The following is a 17919-nucleotide window of genomic DNA, read 5'->3' as shown; positions in this document are numbered from 1 at the left end:
CCCCCCGGGCCTGGCGGGGGGGGGCGCCGCCCCCCCCACCCCCATCATTTGGCCCCCCTTGGGCTAAAAAAAAATATCCTCTACCAAAAACCCCGGCGGGTCCCCCCCGGCGGCGCCTCATTTCTTCAAGTCGTCGAGATCAGTTGCAAGCCGCGACGCTGCCGGCGGCGACGCCTGTGCAGACTTCGTCCTTCTTGATCCAGCCGGCGTCGATGACGACGTTGAGGTTGTCCTTGGTGATCGCGACGGGGGTCAGGAACAGCGACTTGACGGTGTTGCCGCCAGGCGTGGTGAAGTCCTTGGCGCCGGCAATGTCGCCCGTCTTCTTGCCATCGGCAAGCTGCGAGGCGATCTCGGCGGCGTTCTTGCCGAGTTCGCGCGCGTCTTTCCACACCGACACCGTCTGCGTGCCGAGCGCGATGCGGTTCAGGGCGGCATGGTCGCCGTCCTGGCCCGAGACCGGAACCGTTCCGGCAAGGCCCTGCGCCGTCAGCGCGGCGACAACGCCGCCGGCGGTGCCGTCATTGGCCGCAACCACGGCATCGACCTTGTTGTCATTGGCGGTCAGGAACTGTTCCATGTTCTTCTGGGCGTTGGCCGGCAGCCAGCCATCGGTATAGGCCTCGCCGACATTCTTGATCTTGCCCGAGTCGATGGCTTCCTTGAGCACTTCCATTGAGCCCGAGAACAGGAAATCGGCATTCGGATCCGAGCCCGAGCCCTTGATGAAGACATAGTTGCCTTCGGGCTTCGCCTTGAACACTTCGCGGGCCTGCATGCGGCCGACTTCCTTGTTGTCGAAGGTCAGGTAGAAGACGTCCTTGTTCTCGATCAGGCGATCATAGCCGACGACCGGAATGCCTTCGTCCAGCGCCTTCTGCACCGCCGGGCCGATGGCCGAGGCGTCCTGCGCCAAGATGATCAGCGAGTTGGCGCCCTGCGAGATCAGGCTTTCGACGTCGGTCAGCTGCTTGCCGGGATTGGACTGCGCGTCGGCCGAAATGTACTTGTCGCCGGCGGCTTCGATCGCCGTTTTCATCGCCGCCTCGTCGGTCTTCCAGCGCTCTTCCTGGAAGTTCGACCACGACACGCCGATGACCTTGTCCTTCGCCTGCGCGACCGACATCAGCGCCAGCGACATGGCGACACCCGCCAGCATGGCGGCTGCAAATCTGTTCATTATAACCCTCCCTGCGCCGCCCACGGCGCGACAAAACCGGCCCGAAGGCCTGCACAAAGAGGCTCCATTTTTTCGAGCCTCGAAAAAATACTGGTTCAATGATAAGGCACTGTCAACATCGATTATGATGGATTCTGATGGCGTTGCCGAATTTTTTCGAGCTCCGCAATAAACAATGACAGGGCTGCCGGCGTCTGCCAATATTTGGCTGGTGCCGTCGAACGCCTTCACTATCATGAGGCGCGAGGAGGCCGGGAGGAAAACAAATGTCGGTTGGGATCCGCCACGACGATCTGCGCCGTCGCAACCGTGCGATGGTGATTTCGGCCGTGCGCCGGGCCGGCCAGCCGTCGCGGACCGAGATTGCGGCGACCACCGGCCTCAGCCATTCGACGATATCGGCAATCTCGTCTGATCTAATTCAAGAAGGCATCCTGATTGAAGGCAAGCCTGGCGAGACCGGCTCGCTGAAACGCGGCCGGCCGCAGGTCGGCCTTGGCCTCAACCCGGAAGCGGCGGCGGTCATGACCGTGGTGCTGTCGCTGAACTTCCTCTCCGTCACCGTCATCGACTATGCCGGCCAGGTGGTCGCGGAAGAACAGCGCCGGCTCGACACGCTGACCATGCCGCGCGACGAGCTGATCGGCGAATGCGTAGCAATCGTCGGGCGGCGTCTCGCGGACCCGGACCTCGATGTCCAGAGCATCGCCCGCATTGCCATGGGCATCCAGGGCATCACCGATTCGCAGGCGCGGGCCATGCTGTGGTCGCCAATCACGCCACTGACCGACATTGCCTTCGCCGACATGTTGGAAGCGGAATTCGGCATTCCTGCCACCATGGAGAACGACTGCAATATGATGGCGGTGGCCCTGCAATGGCGCCAGCCCGAGCGCTACCGCGACAATTTCATCGCGATCCTCTTGTCGCACGGCATCGGCATGGGGCTGGTGCTGAAAGGCGAACTGTTCACCGGCACCCATTCCTCGGGCGGCGAGTTCGGCCACATGATCCACCGTCCGGGCGGCGCGCTCTGCCGCTGCGGGCGGCGCGGCTGCGTCGAGGCCTATGCCGGAAACTACGCCATCTGGCGCAGCGCCAAAATGATGAGCGAAGATGCCGAGCCGGTCGATATCGGCGACGCTGATATGCGCGCACTCGCCGCGCGCGCCCGCGAAACCGATGGCCCGGAGCGCGAAGCCTATCGCAAGGCCGGTGAGGCGCTCGGCTTCGGCCTCGGCAGCCTGTTTGCGCTGATCGACCCGGCGCCTGTCGCCATGGTTGGCGTCAGCGCCGCCGCCTTCGACCTGATCGAGCCGGCATTGCGCGAAGCGATCGCCCAGACCGCCGGCGGCCAGCACTCGAAGTCGATCTCCTTCGACACCGAGCCCAACGAGCTGCCGCTGATCCGCGAAGGCTGTGCCATGCGCGCGCTCGGCTTCGTCGATCAGGAGATTTTCGCGCCGGGCATTCAGGCGAAATCCGGCAAGCATGTCGCCTGAATGGCCGGCAACGGCGCGACGCGCAGCATCCTAGTCTTCCCTGATCGCGTAGCCGGCGCCGCGAATGGTACGGATGACATCCGGCATGCGGCCGTTGTTGACCGCTTTGCGTAAGCGCCCGACATGGACGTCGACGGTTCGCTCGTCGATGTAGATCGTCTCGCCCCAGACATTGTCGAGCAGCTGGCTGCGCGAGAACACGCGGCCGGGATGGCGCATCATGAATTCGAGCAGCCGGAACTCGGTCGGTCCGAGCCTGATCTCGCTCTTCTTGCGGTAGACACGGTGCGACTCGCGGTCGAGCACGATGTCGCCGACCTTGAGCACGCTGGACAGCACTTCCGGCTTGGCCCGGCGCAGCAGCGCCTTCACGCGCGCCATGAACTCCGGCGTCGAGAATGGCTTGACCAGATAGTCGTCGGCACCGGTGGACAGGCCGCGCACGCGATCGCTTTCCTCACTGCGCGCGGTCAGCATGATGATCGGCAGCCGCTCGGTTTCGGGCCGCACTCTAAGCCGCCGGCAGAGCTCGATGCCGGAAACAGCGGGCACCATCCAGTCGAGCACCAGGAGATCGGGCACGTTTTCCTGCAGGCGGATCTCGGCCTCGTCGCCGCGTGTCACCACCTCGACGTGATAGCCTTCGGATTCGAGGTTGTAGCGGAGGAGCACGCCTAGCGGCTCCTCGTCCTCCACGACCATGATGCGTGGCGCGATCATAGGCAGTTCACCCTCATCAGGCCGGCGTGGCCATCGCCGTCTCGTCCTGCTTCGGACGATTGGCGGGCAATTGCTGGCCGGTCAGCACATAATACGCATTTTCGGCGATGTTGGTGACATGATCGCCGATGCGCTCAAGATTCTTGGCGCAGAACAAGAGATGCGTGCAGGCGGTGATGTTGCGAGGGTCTTCCATCATGTAGGTCAAGAGCTCACGAAACACGGACGTGTATTTGACGTCGATGCGCTCGTCGTCATTCCTGAGTTTTGCAAGAGCTGCCGCATCGGTGGCGGCATATTCCTCGACGACGCCTTGCACCTGGATCAGCACCAGCTGCGCCATGGCATCGATGGAGTGCGAGAGGTCGCGCGGCGTGACGCTCAAGCCCACGGTGCCGACGCGTTTGGCGATGTTCTTGGCGAGATCGCCGATGCGCTCGAGGTCGCCGGCCATGCGGATCGAGCCGACCACGGCGCGCAGATCGTTGGCCATCGGCTGGCGCTTGGCGATCAGCGTGATGGCGCGGTCGTCCAGTTCGCGCTGGCGCGCATCCATGATGGCGTCGTCGGAAACGACACGCTGTGCCAGCGCATTGTCCGAATTGAGCAGCGCCCTGGTCGAGCCGCTGACCATCGAGCCTGCCAGATCGCCCATGTCGCGGATCAGCTTGCTGATCTGCCCGAGCTCTTCATCGAAGGAGGCGACGGTATGTTCACCCATGATCTTGGTCCTCGTGCCTGAAAATTCACCCGCCGGACGGCTCAGCCGAAGCGGCCGGTAATGTAGTCCTGGGTGCGCTTGTCGTCGGGGTTGGTGAACATCTTGTCGGTGGCGCCCTCCTCGACGAGATAGCCGAGATGGAACATCGCCGTGCGCTGCGACACGCGCGCCGCCTGCTGCATCGAGTGGGTGACGATGACGATCGTGTAGTTCTGGCGCAGTTCGTCGATCAGCTCCTCGACACGGGCGGTGGCGATCGGATCGAGCGCCGAGCAGGGCTCGTCCATCAGGATCACCTCCGGCGACACGGCGATGGCGCGCGCGATGCACAGGCGCTGCTGCTGGCCGCCGGACAGGCCGGTGCCGGGCTCCTGCAGGCGGTCCTTGACCTCGTTCCAGATCGCAGCCTTCTTCAGGCTCTGCTCGACGATCTGGTCCATGTCGGACTTGCGCTTGGCCAGCCCATGGATGCGCGGGCCGTAGGCGACGTTCTCGTAGATCGACTTCGGGAACGGGTTGGGTTTCTGGAACACCATGCCGACGCGGGCGCGCAGTTCGACGACATCGATGTTCTTGTCGTAGATGTCGTCTTCATCGAGCGTGATCTTGCCGGTCACCCGCGCCGAATCGATGGTGTCGTTCATGCGGTTGAGGCAGCGCAGGAAGGTCGACTTGCCGCAGCCGGACGGGCCGATCAGCGCCGTCACCTGGTTCTGGCGGACGTCGAGATTGACGTCGAACAACGCCTGCTTCTCGCCGTAGAAGACGCCGACCTTGTCGCCGCGCATCTTGATGACTTCGTTCGACTTGGCGTTCATTTTGTCGCCCACTGCATTCTCAAGGGACTGTTCGGTCATGATGTTCATACCAAATTGCCTTTTTTCTACCAGCGCCGCTCGAACCGGCGCCGAAGCACGATCGCGGTGATGTTCATGGCCATGAGGAAGACGAGCAGGATGATGATGGCGCCGGACATGCGCTCGACAAAAGCGCGCTCAGCCTCGTTTGCCCACATGTAGATCTGCACCGGCAGCGCGGTCGCCGGATCGAAAGGCGTCGTCGGATAATCGGCGACGAAAGCGACCATGCCGATCAAGAGCAGCGGTGCTGTCTCGCCGAGCGCACGCGCCAGGCCGATGATGGTGCCGGTAAGGATGCCTGGGGCGGCAAGCGGCAGGATGTGGTGGAACACCATCTGCATCTTGGAGGCGCCGAGCCCGAGCGCTGCCGAGCGGATCGACGGCGGCACCGCGGCAAGGGCGGCGCGCGTGGCGATGATGATGGTCGGCAGCGTCATCAGCGTCAGCACCAGGCCGCCGACGAAGGAAGCTGAGCGCGGCATGCCGAGGAAGTTGATGAACACGGCAAGGCCGAGCAGGCCGAAGACGATCGACGGCACAGCCGCCAGATTGTTGATGTTGACCTCGATCAGGTCGGTGAAGCGGTTCTTCTTGGCGAATTCCTCGAGATAGATCGAGGCGGCGACGCCGATCGGCAGCGCCAGCAACAGCACGATCACCATCATGTAGAACGAGCCGATGATCGCCACGCCCATGCCCGACGTTTCGGGCCGGCTGGAGGCGCCATAGGTGAACAGGCCGGTGTTGAAATGCTCGGCCATCACGCCGTCGGCCTTGAGTTTGTTCATCCAGTCGATCTGCTGGTTGGACACCTTGCGGCGCGCTTCATCGACGCCGAGGTCGATCTGGCCCTTGAAGGCCGAGTCGAGATTGGCGGCAGCCAGGATGTCGACATCGCGCGTCGTGCCGATCACCGAGGGATCGGCGGAGAGGATGTCGCGCAGCTGGACCCGCGCGCCTTCCGACAGGAAGCCCTTGAGCTTCAGCATCATCGGCTTGTTGGCCGGATCGATGCCGAGCTTGGCCACCAGCGCGTTTTCGGCGAGCTTGGGATAGTTCGCCTTGATCAGCACATTCGGGTCTGTGGCACGCTTGTTCGAGGGGTCGATGACCTTCTCATCGAAGGTGATCGGAAGCGTCACCGTCGTCTGCCAGAAGGCGGTGTAGCCTTTCGAGACGATGGTGATCAGCATGATGGCCAGGAACGCCAGGCCGACCGAGATCGCAATCACGCCATAGATGCGGAACCGGCGTTCGGCGGCATAGCGCGCCTTCAGCCCGATGTCGCGGCGCGGACGCGCGACGGCACCCGCCATCGTGTCCAGGGGGATGTCGGTCATTCGTACTGCTCCCGGTACTTGCGCACGATGTAGAGGGCGACGATGTTCATCACCAGCGTCAGCGCGAACAGCGTCAGGCCGAGCGCGAAGGCGACCAGCGTCTGCGGCGAGTTGAACTCGAGATCGCCGGTCAGCTGGTTGACGATCTTGACGGTGATGGTCGTCATCGCCTCGAACGGATTGGCCGTCAGATTGGCGGCGACGCCCGCCGCCAGCACGACGATCATCGTCTCGCCGATGGCGCGCGACGCCGTCAACAGGATGGCGCCGACGATGCCGGGCAGTGCCGCCGGCAGGATCACCCGCTTGATCGTCTCGGAGCGCGTGGCGCCGAGGCCGAGCGAGCCGTCACGCATTGCGCGCGGCACCGCGGTGATGATGTCGTCGGACAAAGAGGACACGACCGGGATCAGCATGACGCCCATCACCAGACCGGCGGTGAAGATGCTCTGGCCCTGGATGAAGGGCGAGCCGCCGGTGAGTGCCGCCGACAGGTCGCGCAAGAACGGTCCGAGCGTGACAACGGCGAAGATGCCGTAGACGATGGTCGGAATGCCGGCCAGCAGTTCCAACGCCGGCTTGACCACCGAGCGCACACCGCGCGAGGCATATTCGGACATGTAGACCGCCGACATCAGCCCGACCGGCACTGCCACCAGAAGGGCGACGGCGGCGATGTAGAGCGTGCCGGCAAGAAGCGGGATCAGGCCGAACTGACCCTGGCTGCCGCCGGAACCGGCGGCGGCGAAACGCGGATCCCACACCGTGCCGAAGAAGAAGCTCATCGGCGACACGCTCTCGAAGAAGGTGATGGTCTGGAACAGCATCGACAGCACGATGCCGACCGTGGTCAGGATGGCGATGGTCGAGGCCGCAAGCAGCCCCCACAGCATCAGCTTCTCGACATTGTTGCGCGCCCTGGCGCGCGGCGCGATCTGCCTCAGCGCATAGAAGGCGCCGGCGACCGACAGCGCGAAGGTCAGCACGGCGCTGAACAGGCCGAGCCGGTCCTGGACCTGGTTCGCCTCGACCGCGATCGGGATCATATAGTCCTGGGTGTCGCTGGCCAGTGCCACGCCCTTGGCGGCGAGCAGCGGCTGCAATTCGGCGAAAGTAGCGGGAAGTGCGGTATCGCCATCGAGCCGGCGCAGGCCCTTGGCCAGGCTCTTCACCAGGCTGGCGTCGAGCGCTTCGCTGGCCACCTTTGTGTCGGCGGTGCGCTCGGGCAAAGCGGCATGGATATGCCGGTCGAGATAGAAGGAAGAGCCGATATCCCAGACGGCGAGCAAAAGGACGGCAGGCAGGACCGCGAGCAGAAAGGCCCACCAGCCATGATAATGCGCGCGCGAATGCGGCTTGACCTTGCCGGTATCCTGCGCCGCGGCGCGCTGGCGGCCGACCACAAAAGCGACCACGCCTATGGCGATGACTATGGCGAGTACGAGCAAGGACGACATAACCCACCCCAGGGAAAATTCAGATCGCCGCAGCCGTTGCGGCAAGCGGCGAAGTCAGGGCGCGGAGTTCATCCGCGCCCTGATCCGTCCGTTGATTACATTGTCTTTCCAGCGGTGAAGGCGTCGCGCTGGCCCTGACGTTCGGCGTCGGGAGCGGAAACCAGGCCGTACTGGGCGAGCGGGCTTTCCGGGCCGATCATCTGGTCATCAAGGAAGAACTCGACATATTCCTTGAGGCCGGGAACGACGCCCAGATGCGCCTTCTTGACGTAGAAGAACAACGGCCGCGACACGGGGTACGTGCCATCGGCGATGGTCTGCGTCGAAGGCACGATGCCTTCCACGGTAGCGACCTTCAGCTTGTCGGCATTGTTCTCGTAGAAGGCGAGGCCGAACACGCCAACGCCGGTCTTGTTGGAGTCGATGCGGGCCAGCGTCTCGGTGTAGTCGCCGTCAATGTCGACAGCCTTGCCGTCTTTGCGGATGGCGATGCAGGTCTTGCCGATTTCCTTGTCGTCGGCGATGCCGGCAGCCTTCAAAGCGGCCTTGTCGCAGCCGGCGTCGAGCAGCTTGGTCTCGAACACTTCACGGGTGCCGTGCTTCTCACCCGGGATATAGGCGGCGATATCCCAGTCGGGCAGCTTCGGATTGACCTGGTTCCACTTGGTGTTCGGGTTGTCGACCAGCTTGCCGTCGACCACCAGCTTGGCGGCGAGCGCCTTGTAGATGTCGGCGGGAGCCAGCGCCCAGTCCGGACCCTTGATGTCGGTGGCAAAGACGATGCCGTCATAGCCGATGCGGACTTCCTGGACGTCCTTGACGCCGGCGTCGGCGCAGGACTTCAGCTCGTCCTTCTTGATCGGGCGCGAGGAGTTGGCGATGTCGATCGTGTCTTCGCCGACGCCCTTGCAGAACTCCTTGATGCCGGCGCCGCTGCCGCCGGACTCGACCACCGGGGTCTTGAAGTTGGTGAAGGTTTCGCCGAACTGCTCGGCGACGATCTTGGCGTAAGGCAGCACGGTCGACGAACCGGCGACCTGGATCTGGTCACGCGCAGCGGCGACACCGGACGATGCGGCGAACGCTACCGCCACGGCCGATGCCGTAACGAGGAATTTCTTCATGTGGCCTGCTCCTGTTCGGAAGATGGTCTCTTGGCGCCCTCTTCAAACCGGCGCCCGCTGAGGCCAATAGCCTTCGATTATTACAGTCGCATGACAGTTTCGTGTCAGCCCGGTAACGTCGCACAGACGTCTTGTGGGCCGCACCCTTTAAGCCGGTTTGTGGGAATGGAAGTTGCCGCTGGAATCAGACGCTTGCGCAATTCGTGCTGGCATCAAGTCCCGGCACACCGCAGGCCGCGATGCCGAGAAAGAAAAACCGGACGGGAGCGCGTTGCCCGTGACCAGAGCGAATCTTGGCCGAGCCATCGCCAAAAACAGGTCCGTTGGGGTAGATTCGACGCTGTTTCTTGTCGGCGGTCGCTTGCTCCCGCCCGTAACTGAATGAGCGGTTTCGTTGCGACCATTGTCCTGACTGGGCGCCAGCTTTGATATGGTGCGATCGCACCATATCCTTGGCTGTTGCGGCGCGGCCGAATCCCGGCGGCGCCGCAGGTTGCTATCCAGCGTCTCGTTGGGCTTCGCCTGATATGCCGACCCAGCGCTCGACCTTTTCGAGCAGCGCCCTGGGGCTGATCGGCTTGGGCAGATAGTCGTCCATGCCGGCTTCCAGGCAGCGCTCACGGTCGCCCTTCAAGGCATGCGCGGTGACGCCGACGATCGGGATATGCATACCCGTATGTTCTTCCAGCCGGCGAATTGCGGCGGTGGCCTCGAGCCCGTTCATCTCCGGCATCGAGACGTCCATCAGGATCATGCGCGGATTAAGCCGGCCGAAGGCGTCGAGCGCCTTGCGGCCGTTGCCGACGATTTCGAAACTGTAGCCGGTTTCGCCGATTATCTGGGTGAACACCATCTGGTTCACCTCATTGTCCTCGGCAACGAGAATGTCGAGCCGGCGTTCATCCCCGGCGGCCCGGGCGCGGGCACGAACCGGCGGCGGTTGCAGCAAGGCGCGTTCCGATGCAGCGAGCGGCGGCTTTGCCGGCGACGGTTCGTTCCTGCCGCCGCCGGAACCGCTGCTTGCCGCCGGCAGCACACGGCCGTCCGTGATATTGTGATGGTGCCGCTGGATGGTGGCGACCAGCGTTTCCAGAAGCACCGAGGAACGCGCCGGCTTGATCAGCTGGGCGTCGATGCCGAGATCGCGATAGCTGGTGTTGGCGAGCGACTGGTCGACCGAGGTCAGCATGATGATCGGCGTGTCGGCCAGCCCTGCGGTGTTGCGCACGACGCGCGCCATTTCGGCGCCGCTCATCCCCGGCATCTGATAATCGAGCACGACGCAGTCGACCGGCACGCCGTAGGCAGCCGCGGCGACCAGCACCTTGAGCCCTTCGGGTCCGCTTTCGGCGGCGCAGGAATCGAAGGTCCATGACGCCATCTGCTCGCTCAGGATCGATCGGTTGACGGCATTGTCGTCGACGATCAGCACCCGTGAGCCGGTCACGTCGACCGGCATGATCCGCCGTCCGGTCTGTTCCTCGGCCCTGGGCAATGTCACGGTGAACCAGAAGGTCGAGCCCTTGCCTTCGGCGCTCTCGACACCGATCTCGCCGCCCATCAACTCGACCAGCCGCGAGGTGATGGCGAGCCCGAGCCCTGTGCCTTCGTGGCGTCTGGTCGACGAGGTGTCGGCCTGACTGAATTTTTCGAAGACGAGCTTCAGTTTCTGCTGCGGAATGCCGATGCCGGTGTCGGTGACCGAAACGGTAAGCTTTGTCCCCGTCGGCCCCCTTTGTCCGGTCACGTCGACCAGCACGTGGCCTTCGTCGGTAAACTTCACCGCGTTGCCGACCAGATTGGTGACGATCTGCCTGACGCGACCGACATCGCCGACGAACAGGCTTTCCAGGCCCGGCTCGACGCGCACGATGAGCTCGAGGTCCTTCTCCTTGGCGCGCGTCGATATCAGCGTCGCCACATCCTCGATCGCTTCGGGCAGGTTGAAGGGCGCAGGGTCGAGCACCAGCTGTCCGGCATCGATCTTGGAGAAGTCCAGTATGTCGTTGATGATGGTCAAGAGCGCGTTACCCGACTTGACGATGATATCGGTGAACGTCTTCTGCTTGGGATCGAGGTCGGATTTGGCCAGCAACTCGGCCATGCCGAGTACGCCGTTCATCGGCGTGCGGATCTCGTGGCTCATATTGGCCAGGAATTCCGACTTGGCGCGGTCGGCCAGCACGGCGCGCTGGCGCGCCTCGCGCAGTTCGGCCTCGCGCAGCTTCAGTTCGGTGATGTCGGTGGTCGACCCAATCAGATAGAGCGAACCGTCGGACGCGATCATCGCGCCCTTGCGGGCGAACTGGTGGCGCACGCTGCCGTCGGCAAGCGTCACCGTTTCCTCGATCTCCTGTGTATCGCCTGTGCGCAGCACGGCGAGATCGCTGTTGACGAAGGCTTCGCCGTCTTCGCCGAAAATCTCGATGTCCGTCTTGCCGATCGCGTCTTCCCTGCGGAGGCCGGTGAGGTCGCACCAGCCCTTGTTGACGTAGAACTGCCTGAGGTCGGAGCGCTTGGCGTAGATCGACACCGGCACGTTGTCGATGAGATTGCGGAACACCTCGTTCTCGCGCATGCTCTCTTCCAGCGCCTGCTCGCGCGCCTTGACGTCGGTGATGTCGGTGCTGGAGCCGACAAGGTGCACCGACCCATCGAGCGCCACCAGCCGGCTCTTGCGCGTCATCAATTGCCGCACCGTGCCGTCGCGATGGGTAACGGGCTCCTCGATCTCGCGGCCGCGGCCGGTGACGACGACCTCGGTGTCGTCATGGGTGTAGGTTTCGGCGTCGTCGATGCCGAAAAGCTGGAGATCGGTCCGGCCGATGACTTCCTCCTTGGGGATGCCGGTCAGCGCGCACCAGGCCTTGTTGACGAATTCCATGCTCAGATCCTGCGCCTTGATGAAGGCGGCGACCGGCAGTTCGTCCATGACGTGGCGGAACAGGTCGATCTGGCGCATGCTTTCCTGCAGCGCCTTTTCGCGGCTCTTGATCTCCGAGATGTCGACGCGCACGCCGATGAAGGTGCCGTCCTCGGTGCGCATATCGTAGACCTGATACCAGCGGCCGTCCGCATTGAGGCGCTCATAGGACGAGTTGGGCAGGCGATAGCGGGCGAGGATGGCATTGAGCCAGACATCGGGGTCGCCTTCATAGAGCCTATCGATTTCTCGATCGCCGCTCGATCGGAAATAGCCGACCGAATGTCCGAGTTCCAGGGCCTCGCGGAAGCTGCGGCCGGGCTGCCATGCCGGTTTCAGCTCCGGCAGCGTGTCCTGCAGCTTGCGGTTTGCAAAGACGAACTTGTCGTCGCGGTCATAGATGATGACGGCCGCCGGCAGCGACTCCAGCACCGTGGTGAGGTTCTTGCGGGCGTCCTCGGCTTCGGTCTCGCGGCGCTTCATGTCGGAGATGTCGAACAGGAAACCGGCGACATAGTTGCGGCCGCTGGGCATGCCGACGCGGTTCTTGCGCACGATGCGCGAGCGGCTGGCGCCCTCGGCGTCGAAAGTCTCCTCGACCTCGTAGGGCGTGCCGGTCGCCAGCACGGCGCGTTCGCTGTCTTCGAATTGGGCGGCGTCCTTTTGCTTGAGGAAGTCGCCGCCGGGCCTGCCCAGCATCGCTTGCGGGCTCTGTCCGAACAGTGCCGAAAACGCCTCATTGACGAAGACGAAACGCAGATTGTCGTCCTTGACGAAGATCGGATCCTTGACGCCGTTGATCACCGCCTCGGCCAGCCGCGATTTCTCCAACGCTAGGGCGAGTTCAGCCTCGCGATCTTTCATGTTGGTGACGTCGACATAGGAGATCAGCCTTTTGCCGCCGGCGAGCGGCGCCAGCGATGCAATCAGCGTACGGCCGTCATTGCGTGGCAATTGCCTGGAGCCCACCAGGCCGGCCGAGATTTCTGCTTCGCGCTCGGCGATGTGGCCCTGCCATTCGGCATCGTCAGCACCGTACGGGTCCATATCGCGGCTGGCCTGCATCAGTTCGCGGAAGCCGCAGCCGATGCCGGCGCGTCGGGGATCGATTTCCCAGAAATCATAGAAGGCGCGGTTGATCACCTCCGCGCGCATGTCCGCATCAAGGACGAGCACGCCGATCGGCATCTGGTCGACCATCGTGCGAAGATTGGCGAAGGTCTCCGTAATTTTGGCGTTGGCACTCTCGATCTCTGCGTCGCGACGCTTGAGCTCGGAGACGTCGTAGTAGGTCAACAGCCGCTTGCCGCCGGACAATGCCGTCACCGAGAACATCATCGTCCTGCCGTTGGCATGGAGAAATTCGCGTGGCGCAACCGAGCCGGCGCTGATCTCCTCGATGCGGGTGGCTAGATAGTGCTGCCACTGCTGTTCATCGAGATCGCCGTAGATGCCGTTGCGGCGGTTGAGTTCCATCAACAGACTGAACGGCGCGCCGACAGTGACGGCGCCGTCGGGAATCCTGGAGAGCTCGCGATAGGCCTTGTTGACGATGAGCGTGTCGAACTTCGCGTCAAGCACCACGACGCCCATATGCATGGCATCCATTGTCCGCTCGAGATCGGCGAGGTGCTGCGTAGCCTCGCCGGCCGGCGGATCGCTCTCGTCCTGCCGCAGTTCGTCCAGCGCACCGGCCAGTGCCGTGACGTTGCGGCCGATGCCGCGATAGCCGATGAATTCGCCTTCGCCGTCGAACCGCGGGGAACCGGTGATCGAAACCCAGCGGCAGCCGGGACGGCCGCCCTTCAACTCATAAACAAAGTCGCGAAACGGCCGATGCGCCTGCAGATCCTCCAGATGCGCGGCGGCGTGTCGATTGCCGTGCACCATCTGCTTGAGGAAATCGAAGCGGAAACGGCCAAGAATGCTGGCGGGATCGATGCCGGTGGCGGCCTGGTAGTTCTCCGAAAGCCAGGAAAAGCGCAGCTCGGCGTCGGTCTCCCAGACCCAGTCGGCGCCGGCCTCGACCAGTTCGCGCATCGCTTCGGGCGAACCCCCGACGGACGTATCCTCGCCGTTCACCACCCCTTTTCGGGAACCGCGTCCGCCGCGTGTTCCAACAGTCCCGTCAGCCATCCCGTTCCCACCCCGAAAGCCAAGGCCGAACCCCCTCAGCGGTTCGCCGGCGGAATGTGCCCGAGAAGCATTAATGATCCGCTAACCATAACCAATCCAGACTGCGGCCAGAGCCACATTGCCCTGCGGTATTCCGCCGGTTGTCGGCGGAACCCCGGCCGGGCTATAAGTCGGCGGGGGTGTTGCTGATGACGGGTTGGATCGTGCCTTGTTTCCTGTGCCTGGCGCTGCTTGCGGGCAGCGGCTGCGCACGCAGCTATGACGGCACGGTGGTGATCCCGAAGCCGCTCGATATCAGGCGGGTCTGGGATCGCGATCCGTCGCAGACCGAGGCCAGCCGGATGCAGGCGGAAGCCGGTGTGTTTCCGACGCCGCCGCCGCAGGAGCCCTACCGGCCCGCGGCACGCAGGCACACAACGCAAATTGCCGCGCCAAGGCGGCACGTCAGGTCCAGCCCGCCCAGCATGGCTTCCGAACCGGCCAATCCGCTCACCTGCAAGAATGTCAGCGAACCCGGCAAACGCTACAGGATGGTTTGCGAATAGCTGGTACTTGAGCAATTCCAGGAAAAGTGTGAAACGGTTTTCCGTCCGGAATTGCGTAAAACAAAGACATAGAGCGGTTCGCCGTTTCGGTGAAACGGACAAACGCTCTAGGCGCAGGTTACTCCGCCGGGAAGAAAGCCGGCCCGACCACCCTGACCGGCCGCGAGCCGGCCAATAGCTCGACCGACTCTCGCTGGGCGGCGCCCCTGGCCTCTGCAGCGTCTGCGCCAGGCTGGGGAATTTGCGCCACGGTGCCAAGATCCGGCTTCGCTGACGGCAAAGGAATGATCGCGTTGGCCATATTGGCTGGCGTCACCGTGCGCGCTCTCAGCTCGGCAACGCGCCGGTGATAGCGCTTGAGGTCGCAGGCCCTGAAGTTCGCATCACCGCGATATTTGACGGCCGTCGGCAGGTCCTTGTAGGATGTGCGCGTATCGAGCGCGACCATCTTTTCGGTTTCAAGGCTTGGGTCCCTGAGCATGTACAGGTCGACGCCGGCATCGTCGCAGATGTAGCGGCACTGGTCGACCATCTCCTTGACATCGCCGCCTTGACGAACTGCGATTTCGGCGCCGGGAAGAAATAGCCGTCGGTGAGACGAACGCAAAACAGCATCGAATTGCTGCCGATCATGGCGCCAGCCGGACGCTGTCTTTGTTGCCCGGCGGCGGGCGTGCAGCCGAGCGCGACGAGCCTGGCCTGCAGTCCGGACGTATCCCGGCGCGAAATCGCGGCGCCGGCGATCTGGCGTTGCACCCGAGTGTATTATGCCGGTTCCTGTAAATTCGCTATTACACTTTTGTTTCAAGATTGAGACGAGGCCAGGCTCGGGCGAGCCCGGGCCGCCGCAATCATCGATCCCGCGTTGTCGGCCCTTGCGGATGAAACCTTTCTCCGGTGTCTCGCGTTGTGTCGGGCAAAGGAGACGAAGATGTCTATTCACTTCACTGTCTCTGGCCTGACCAGGAACCTGTTCCACTCGCTGGGGCTGGACCATGAGCGGGCGCCGAGAGCGCTCGATCCCGAACAGAGCCTGTTGCTGGAATGCTATCTGGCCGGACAGATTCCGGAATCCGCCTGGGCCGACTACGTCTTCGAGACGCCGGAACTGCAGCGGCATGTCGATATCAGACGCCCGCACAACTGATCAGAGCAACTTCAGGAAAGTGTGAGTCGTTTTTCCGGGAAAAGCGCGTAGCGCTTTCCCCTGGGAATTGCGTCAAGACAACGAGAGAGGGGGTCGCCGTTTGTGAAACGGTGAAACGCTCGCCCGCTCGCCTACTGCTTGGGCGAAGCGAATTGCACGGTGAAGACATTGCCCGCGACGCCTTGCGCCAGCGTCGGCGAGAAGCTCAACGGCAGGCACTTTTGCAGGGCAGTGGTTGCGGCGTCGACGAATGATTTCCTGGTATCCGCATCGCCATCGACCTTGATCGCCGTCGGCCGCGGCGGACCGATCAGCGTGCCGTCGCGCTTGAAGCTGAAGCTCAAGGTGACGCTGGCATTTCCAGCACCCGCCGGCGGCGTCCAGCACGCCTGGATGGCATCGCCGACCTCCGCCATCGTGTCGAGCGGCGCGGCATTGCACGGGTAGCCTCCGACCAACACAACACCGGCAATCGCAAACACTCTCGCTACGCCCTTCATCGCAAAGCTCCTCGTGTGTCGTCCGCCGACCATGATGGTAGGGTCGAAGCAGACGATGGCAATATGCCTGATGTCAGACTTTACGGCATGAGACGGGCCTGATGGCGCATCGGCGAAAAGCAAAAGGCCGGCATTGCGCCGACCTTTCCCTTCACCCTTGCGCCAGTACATCCGTGGTCGCGCGGTGCCTTCAATAGACAGCGTTTTGGTTAACGAATCCTTAGTTTTGCGCGCTGGCCTGCGACTTCACATAGGCGATGTAGCCGCGCACGTCGCCGGCCGGCTCGGCATAGGCCTTGCCGAGTTTCTTCTCCATCGCCGCGACATACTCCTTGGCCCATTTTGGCAGCGCATAGTCGATGACGGCCAGGAACTCCAGCGTCGATGCCAGGCGTATGTCGGCGATCGACGGGTGCTTGCCGCCGATGAACGGCTTGCCGTCCCTGAAGAAGGAGTGAAACACCTCCAGCGGCTCGGCAACCGCCGCCATGGCGGCCTTCTGCGCCTCGGACTTCTTCTCCGGATGAGCGTCGCTATGGCCGACCTCGCCGGCATAGTGCGGGAAACCCAGCGCCGGATAGGTGGCGCGCGCCACATAGGGGTAGAGCGTGCCGATCAGGTAGAACATGGCGCTGTCGACCATCGCCCGCTTGGCCGGTGCCTTGGGATAGAATTTCTCCAGCCCGTGCTTGTTGGCGAGATACTGCATGATGGCACAGCTCTCCCAGAGCACGCCGCGCGGCAGCCCCTTGTCCTCGATCATCGGCGTCAGATGCGCCGGATTGCGCGCCATATATTCCGGCGACCGCGTGTGGCCCCAGGCGTCGGTCTCGGCGGCGTCGAACCCGGCTGCACGGGCAAACACCCGAACGGTCATGTTGTTGACGCTTGGCTTCAGCATCGAGAGCTTCAGCGCAGGTTTTTTCGCCGCCTTGGCCTTCGGCGCGGATTTCCTGGCAGCCGGCCTCGTCGCGGTTTTGGCGGCCGGCTTTGCGGCTGCCTTCGGCGCGGCCTTTACGGCCGCTTTTGCCGCCGGCTTCACTGCCTCTTTTACTGCTGGCTTGGCCGCTGGTTTGCCAGCGCTCTTAACTGTCTTTGCCATTGTGGTCCTCCCCTTTTGCTGGCCGTCAGTATGGATTCTTCGGCGTCCGGTCGTCTGACAAGGTCGCGCGCGACCATTCGACCAGCGTCTGGATCGCGTCGGCAAGGTGTACTTCGGCGATGTTGTAGTCGCCGCGCGCAACGCGCAGCTTGTGCGCCTGCATCAGCACGTCGGCATGGGTGAAACCTGCCGGCGGATCGAAGCGATAGGAGGCGAGTTCGATCAAGAGGCCGAGCGGATCCTCGAAATAGATCGAATCCATGAAGCCGCGATCCTTGACGCCGCTGTGCTTGATGGCGCGCTCATCGAGCCGAGCGACCGCCTGCAGGAAGGTCACGCGCGACACCGAGAACGCAATATGATGGACGCAGCCCGGTTCGGTCGGCGTGCGCCGCTTGACCGGCGTGCGGCTCTCGTCGGTGAAGACGGTGATCAGCCTGCCGTCGCCGGGATCGAAATAAAGATGGCTTTCGCTTGGCTTGTCGAGGTTGGGCTGCTCGAAAATGAACGGCATGCCGAGCACGCCCTCCCAGAAATCGATCGAGGTCTGGCGGCCGGCGCCGACGAGGGTGATGTGATGGACGCCCTGCGACTGCAGTTTCTGCATCGGTCTCCTCCTCGCCGACCCTCGCCTATGTTCCCCGGCGTCTTGCGCGCCGCAA

The 17919-nt window shown here is 63.3% G+C and carries 15 protein-coding genes; 3 read left to right on the top strand and 12 right to left on the bottom strand.

Annotated features, from left to right (window positions below; translation table 11 throughout):
* Positions 1 to 139 precede the first annotated feature (139 nt).
* Positions 140 to 1180 carry a D-xylose ABC transporter substrate-binding protein gene (gene xylF / locus NKI46_RS20125; RefSeq protein ID WP_023683968.1) on the bottom strand — a complete coding sequence of 347 codons (1041 nt, stop codon included), beginning with the start codon at positions 1178 to 1180 and terminating at the stop codon, positions 140 to 142.
* Positions 1181 to 1446: 266 nt separating this feature from the next.
* On the opposite strand from xylF, the gene NKI46_RS20120 reads away from it, so the two are divergent.
* Positions 1447 to 2682, top strand: coding sequence for an ROK family protein (locus NKI46_RS20120; RefSeq protein WP_023683969.1), 1236 nt, complete (start codon positions 1447 to 1449; stop codon positions 2680 to 2682).
* A 30-nt stretch (positions 2683 to 2712) separates the two neighbouring features.
* On the opposite strand, the gene phoB is transcribed toward NKI46_RS20120, so the two are convergent.
* The 7 genes from phoB to NKI46_RS20085 all read right to left on the bottom strand — a co-directional run bounded on the left by phoB (position 2713) and on the right by NKI46_RS20085 (position 13963).
* Complete coding sequence (phoB, locus tag NKI46_RS20115) at positions 2713 to 3402, bottom strand: phosphate regulon transcriptional regulator PhoB (RefSeq protein ID WP_031253470.1); 690 nt, start codon at positions 3400 to 3402, stop codon at positions 2713 to 2715.
* A gap of 16 nt (positions 3403 to 3418) precedes the next feature.
* The gene (gene phoU / locus NKI46_RS20110) at positions 3419 to 4123 is read right to left on the bottom strand and encodes a phosphate signaling complex protein PhoU (protein WP_023670109.1); all 705 of its coding nucleotides are present in this window, start codon (positions 4121 to 4123) and stop codon (positions 3419 to 3421) included.
* A 41-nt stretch (positions 4124 to 4164) separates the two neighbouring features.
* Positions 4165 to 4989 (bottom strand): phosphate ABC transporter ATP-binding protein PstB, encoded by an 825-nt coding sequence (pstB, locus tag NKI46_RS20105; protein WP_023670110.1) that lies wholly within the window; start codon positions 4987 to 4989, stop codon positions 4165 to 4167.
* A gap of 17 nt (positions 4990 to 5006) precedes the next feature.
* The gene (gene pstA / locus NKI46_RS20100) at positions 5007 to 6323 is read right to left on the bottom strand and encodes a phosphate ABC transporter permease PstA (protein ID WP_352747555.1); all 1317 of its coding nucleotides are present in this window, start codon (positions 6321 to 6323) and stop codon (positions 5007 to 5009) included.
* Complete coding sequence (pstC, locus tag NKI46_RS20095) at positions 6320 to 7780, bottom strand: phosphate ABC transporter permease subunit PstC (RefSeq protein ID WP_023806534.1); 1461 nt, start codon at positions 7778 to 7780, stop codon at positions 6320 to 6322. The genes pstA and pstC overlap by 4 nt, the downstream gene beginning before the upstream one ends.
* A 95-nt stretch (positions 7781 to 7875) precedes the next feature.
* Entirely contained in the window at positions 7876 to 8904 is a 1029-nt protein-coding gene (locus NKI46_RS20090; RefSeq protein ID WP_352747552.1) for a substrate-binding domain-containing protein, read from the bottom strand.
* 496 nt (positions 8905 to 9400) lie between these two features.
* Positions 9401 to 13963 (bottom strand): PAS domain-containing hybrid sensor histidine kinase/response regulator, encoded by a 4563-nt coding sequence (locus NKI46_RS20085; protein WP_502896823.1) that lies wholly within the window; start codon positions 13961 to 13963, stop codon positions 9401 to 9403.
* A gap of 188 nt (positions 13964 to 14151) precedes the next feature.
* Between NKI46_RS20085 and NKI46_RS20080 the strand changes: the two genes are divergently transcribed.
* Positions 14152 to 14508, top strand: a complete 357-nt coding sequence (locus tag NKI46_RS20080; RefSeq protein ID WP_050485907.1) for a hypothetical protein — start codon at positions 14152 to 14154, stop codon at positions 14506 to 14508.
* Positions 14509 to 14626: 118 nt separating this feature from the next.
* Here NKI46_RS20080 and NKI46_RS20075 read toward each other — a convergent pair whose 3' ends face one another.
* The gene (locus NKI46_RS20075) at positions 14627 to 15040 is read right to left on the bottom strand and encodes a DUF2865 domain-containing protein (protein WP_352747545.1); all 414 of its coding nucleotides are present in this window, start codon (positions 15038 to 15040) and stop codon (positions 14627 to 14629) included.
* A 399-nt stretch (positions 15041 to 15439) separates the two neighbouring features.
* Between NKI46_RS20075 and NKI46_RS20070 the strand changes: the two genes are divergently transcribed.
* Entirely contained in the window at positions 15440 to 15655 is a 216-nt protein-coding gene (locus tag NKI46_RS20070) for a hypothetical protein (protein WP_023690098.1), read from the top strand.
* A 131-nt stretch (positions 15656 to 15786) separates the two neighbouring features.
* Here NKI46_RS20070 and tolA read toward each other — a convergent pair whose 3' ends face one another.
* The 3 genes from tolA to NKI46_RS20055 form a co-directional block, all read right to left on the bottom strand.
* Complete coding sequence (gene tolA, locus NKI46_RS20065; RefSeq protein ID WP_023701341.1) at positions 15787 to 16155, bottom strand: cell envelope integrity protein TolA; 369 nt, start codon at positions 16153 to 16155, stop codon at positions 15787 to 15789.
* A gap of 220 nt (positions 16156 to 16375) precedes the next feature.
* On the bottom strand, positions 16376 to 17257 hold the full coding sequence (locus NKI46_RS20060; protein WP_352747541.1) for a glutathione S-transferase family protein: 882 nt from the start codon (positions 17255 to 17257) through the stop codon (positions 16376 to 16378).
* A 25-nt stretch (positions 17258 to 17282) separates the two neighbouring features.
* Complete coding sequence (locus NKI46_RS20055) at positions 17283 to 17864, bottom strand: VOC family protein (RefSeq protein WP_023683976.1); 582 nt, start codon at positions 17862 to 17864, stop codon at positions 17283 to 17285.
* Between the last annotated feature and the right edge of the window lie 55 nt (positions 17865 to 17919).

This window comes from Mesorhizobium sp. M0615 (assembly GCF_040320805.1).
Lineage (GTDB): Bacteria > Pseudomonadota > Alphaproteobacteria > Rhizobiales > Rhizobiaceae > Mesorhizobium.
This window is presented reverse-complemented; position numbering and strand designations above follow the sequence as displayed.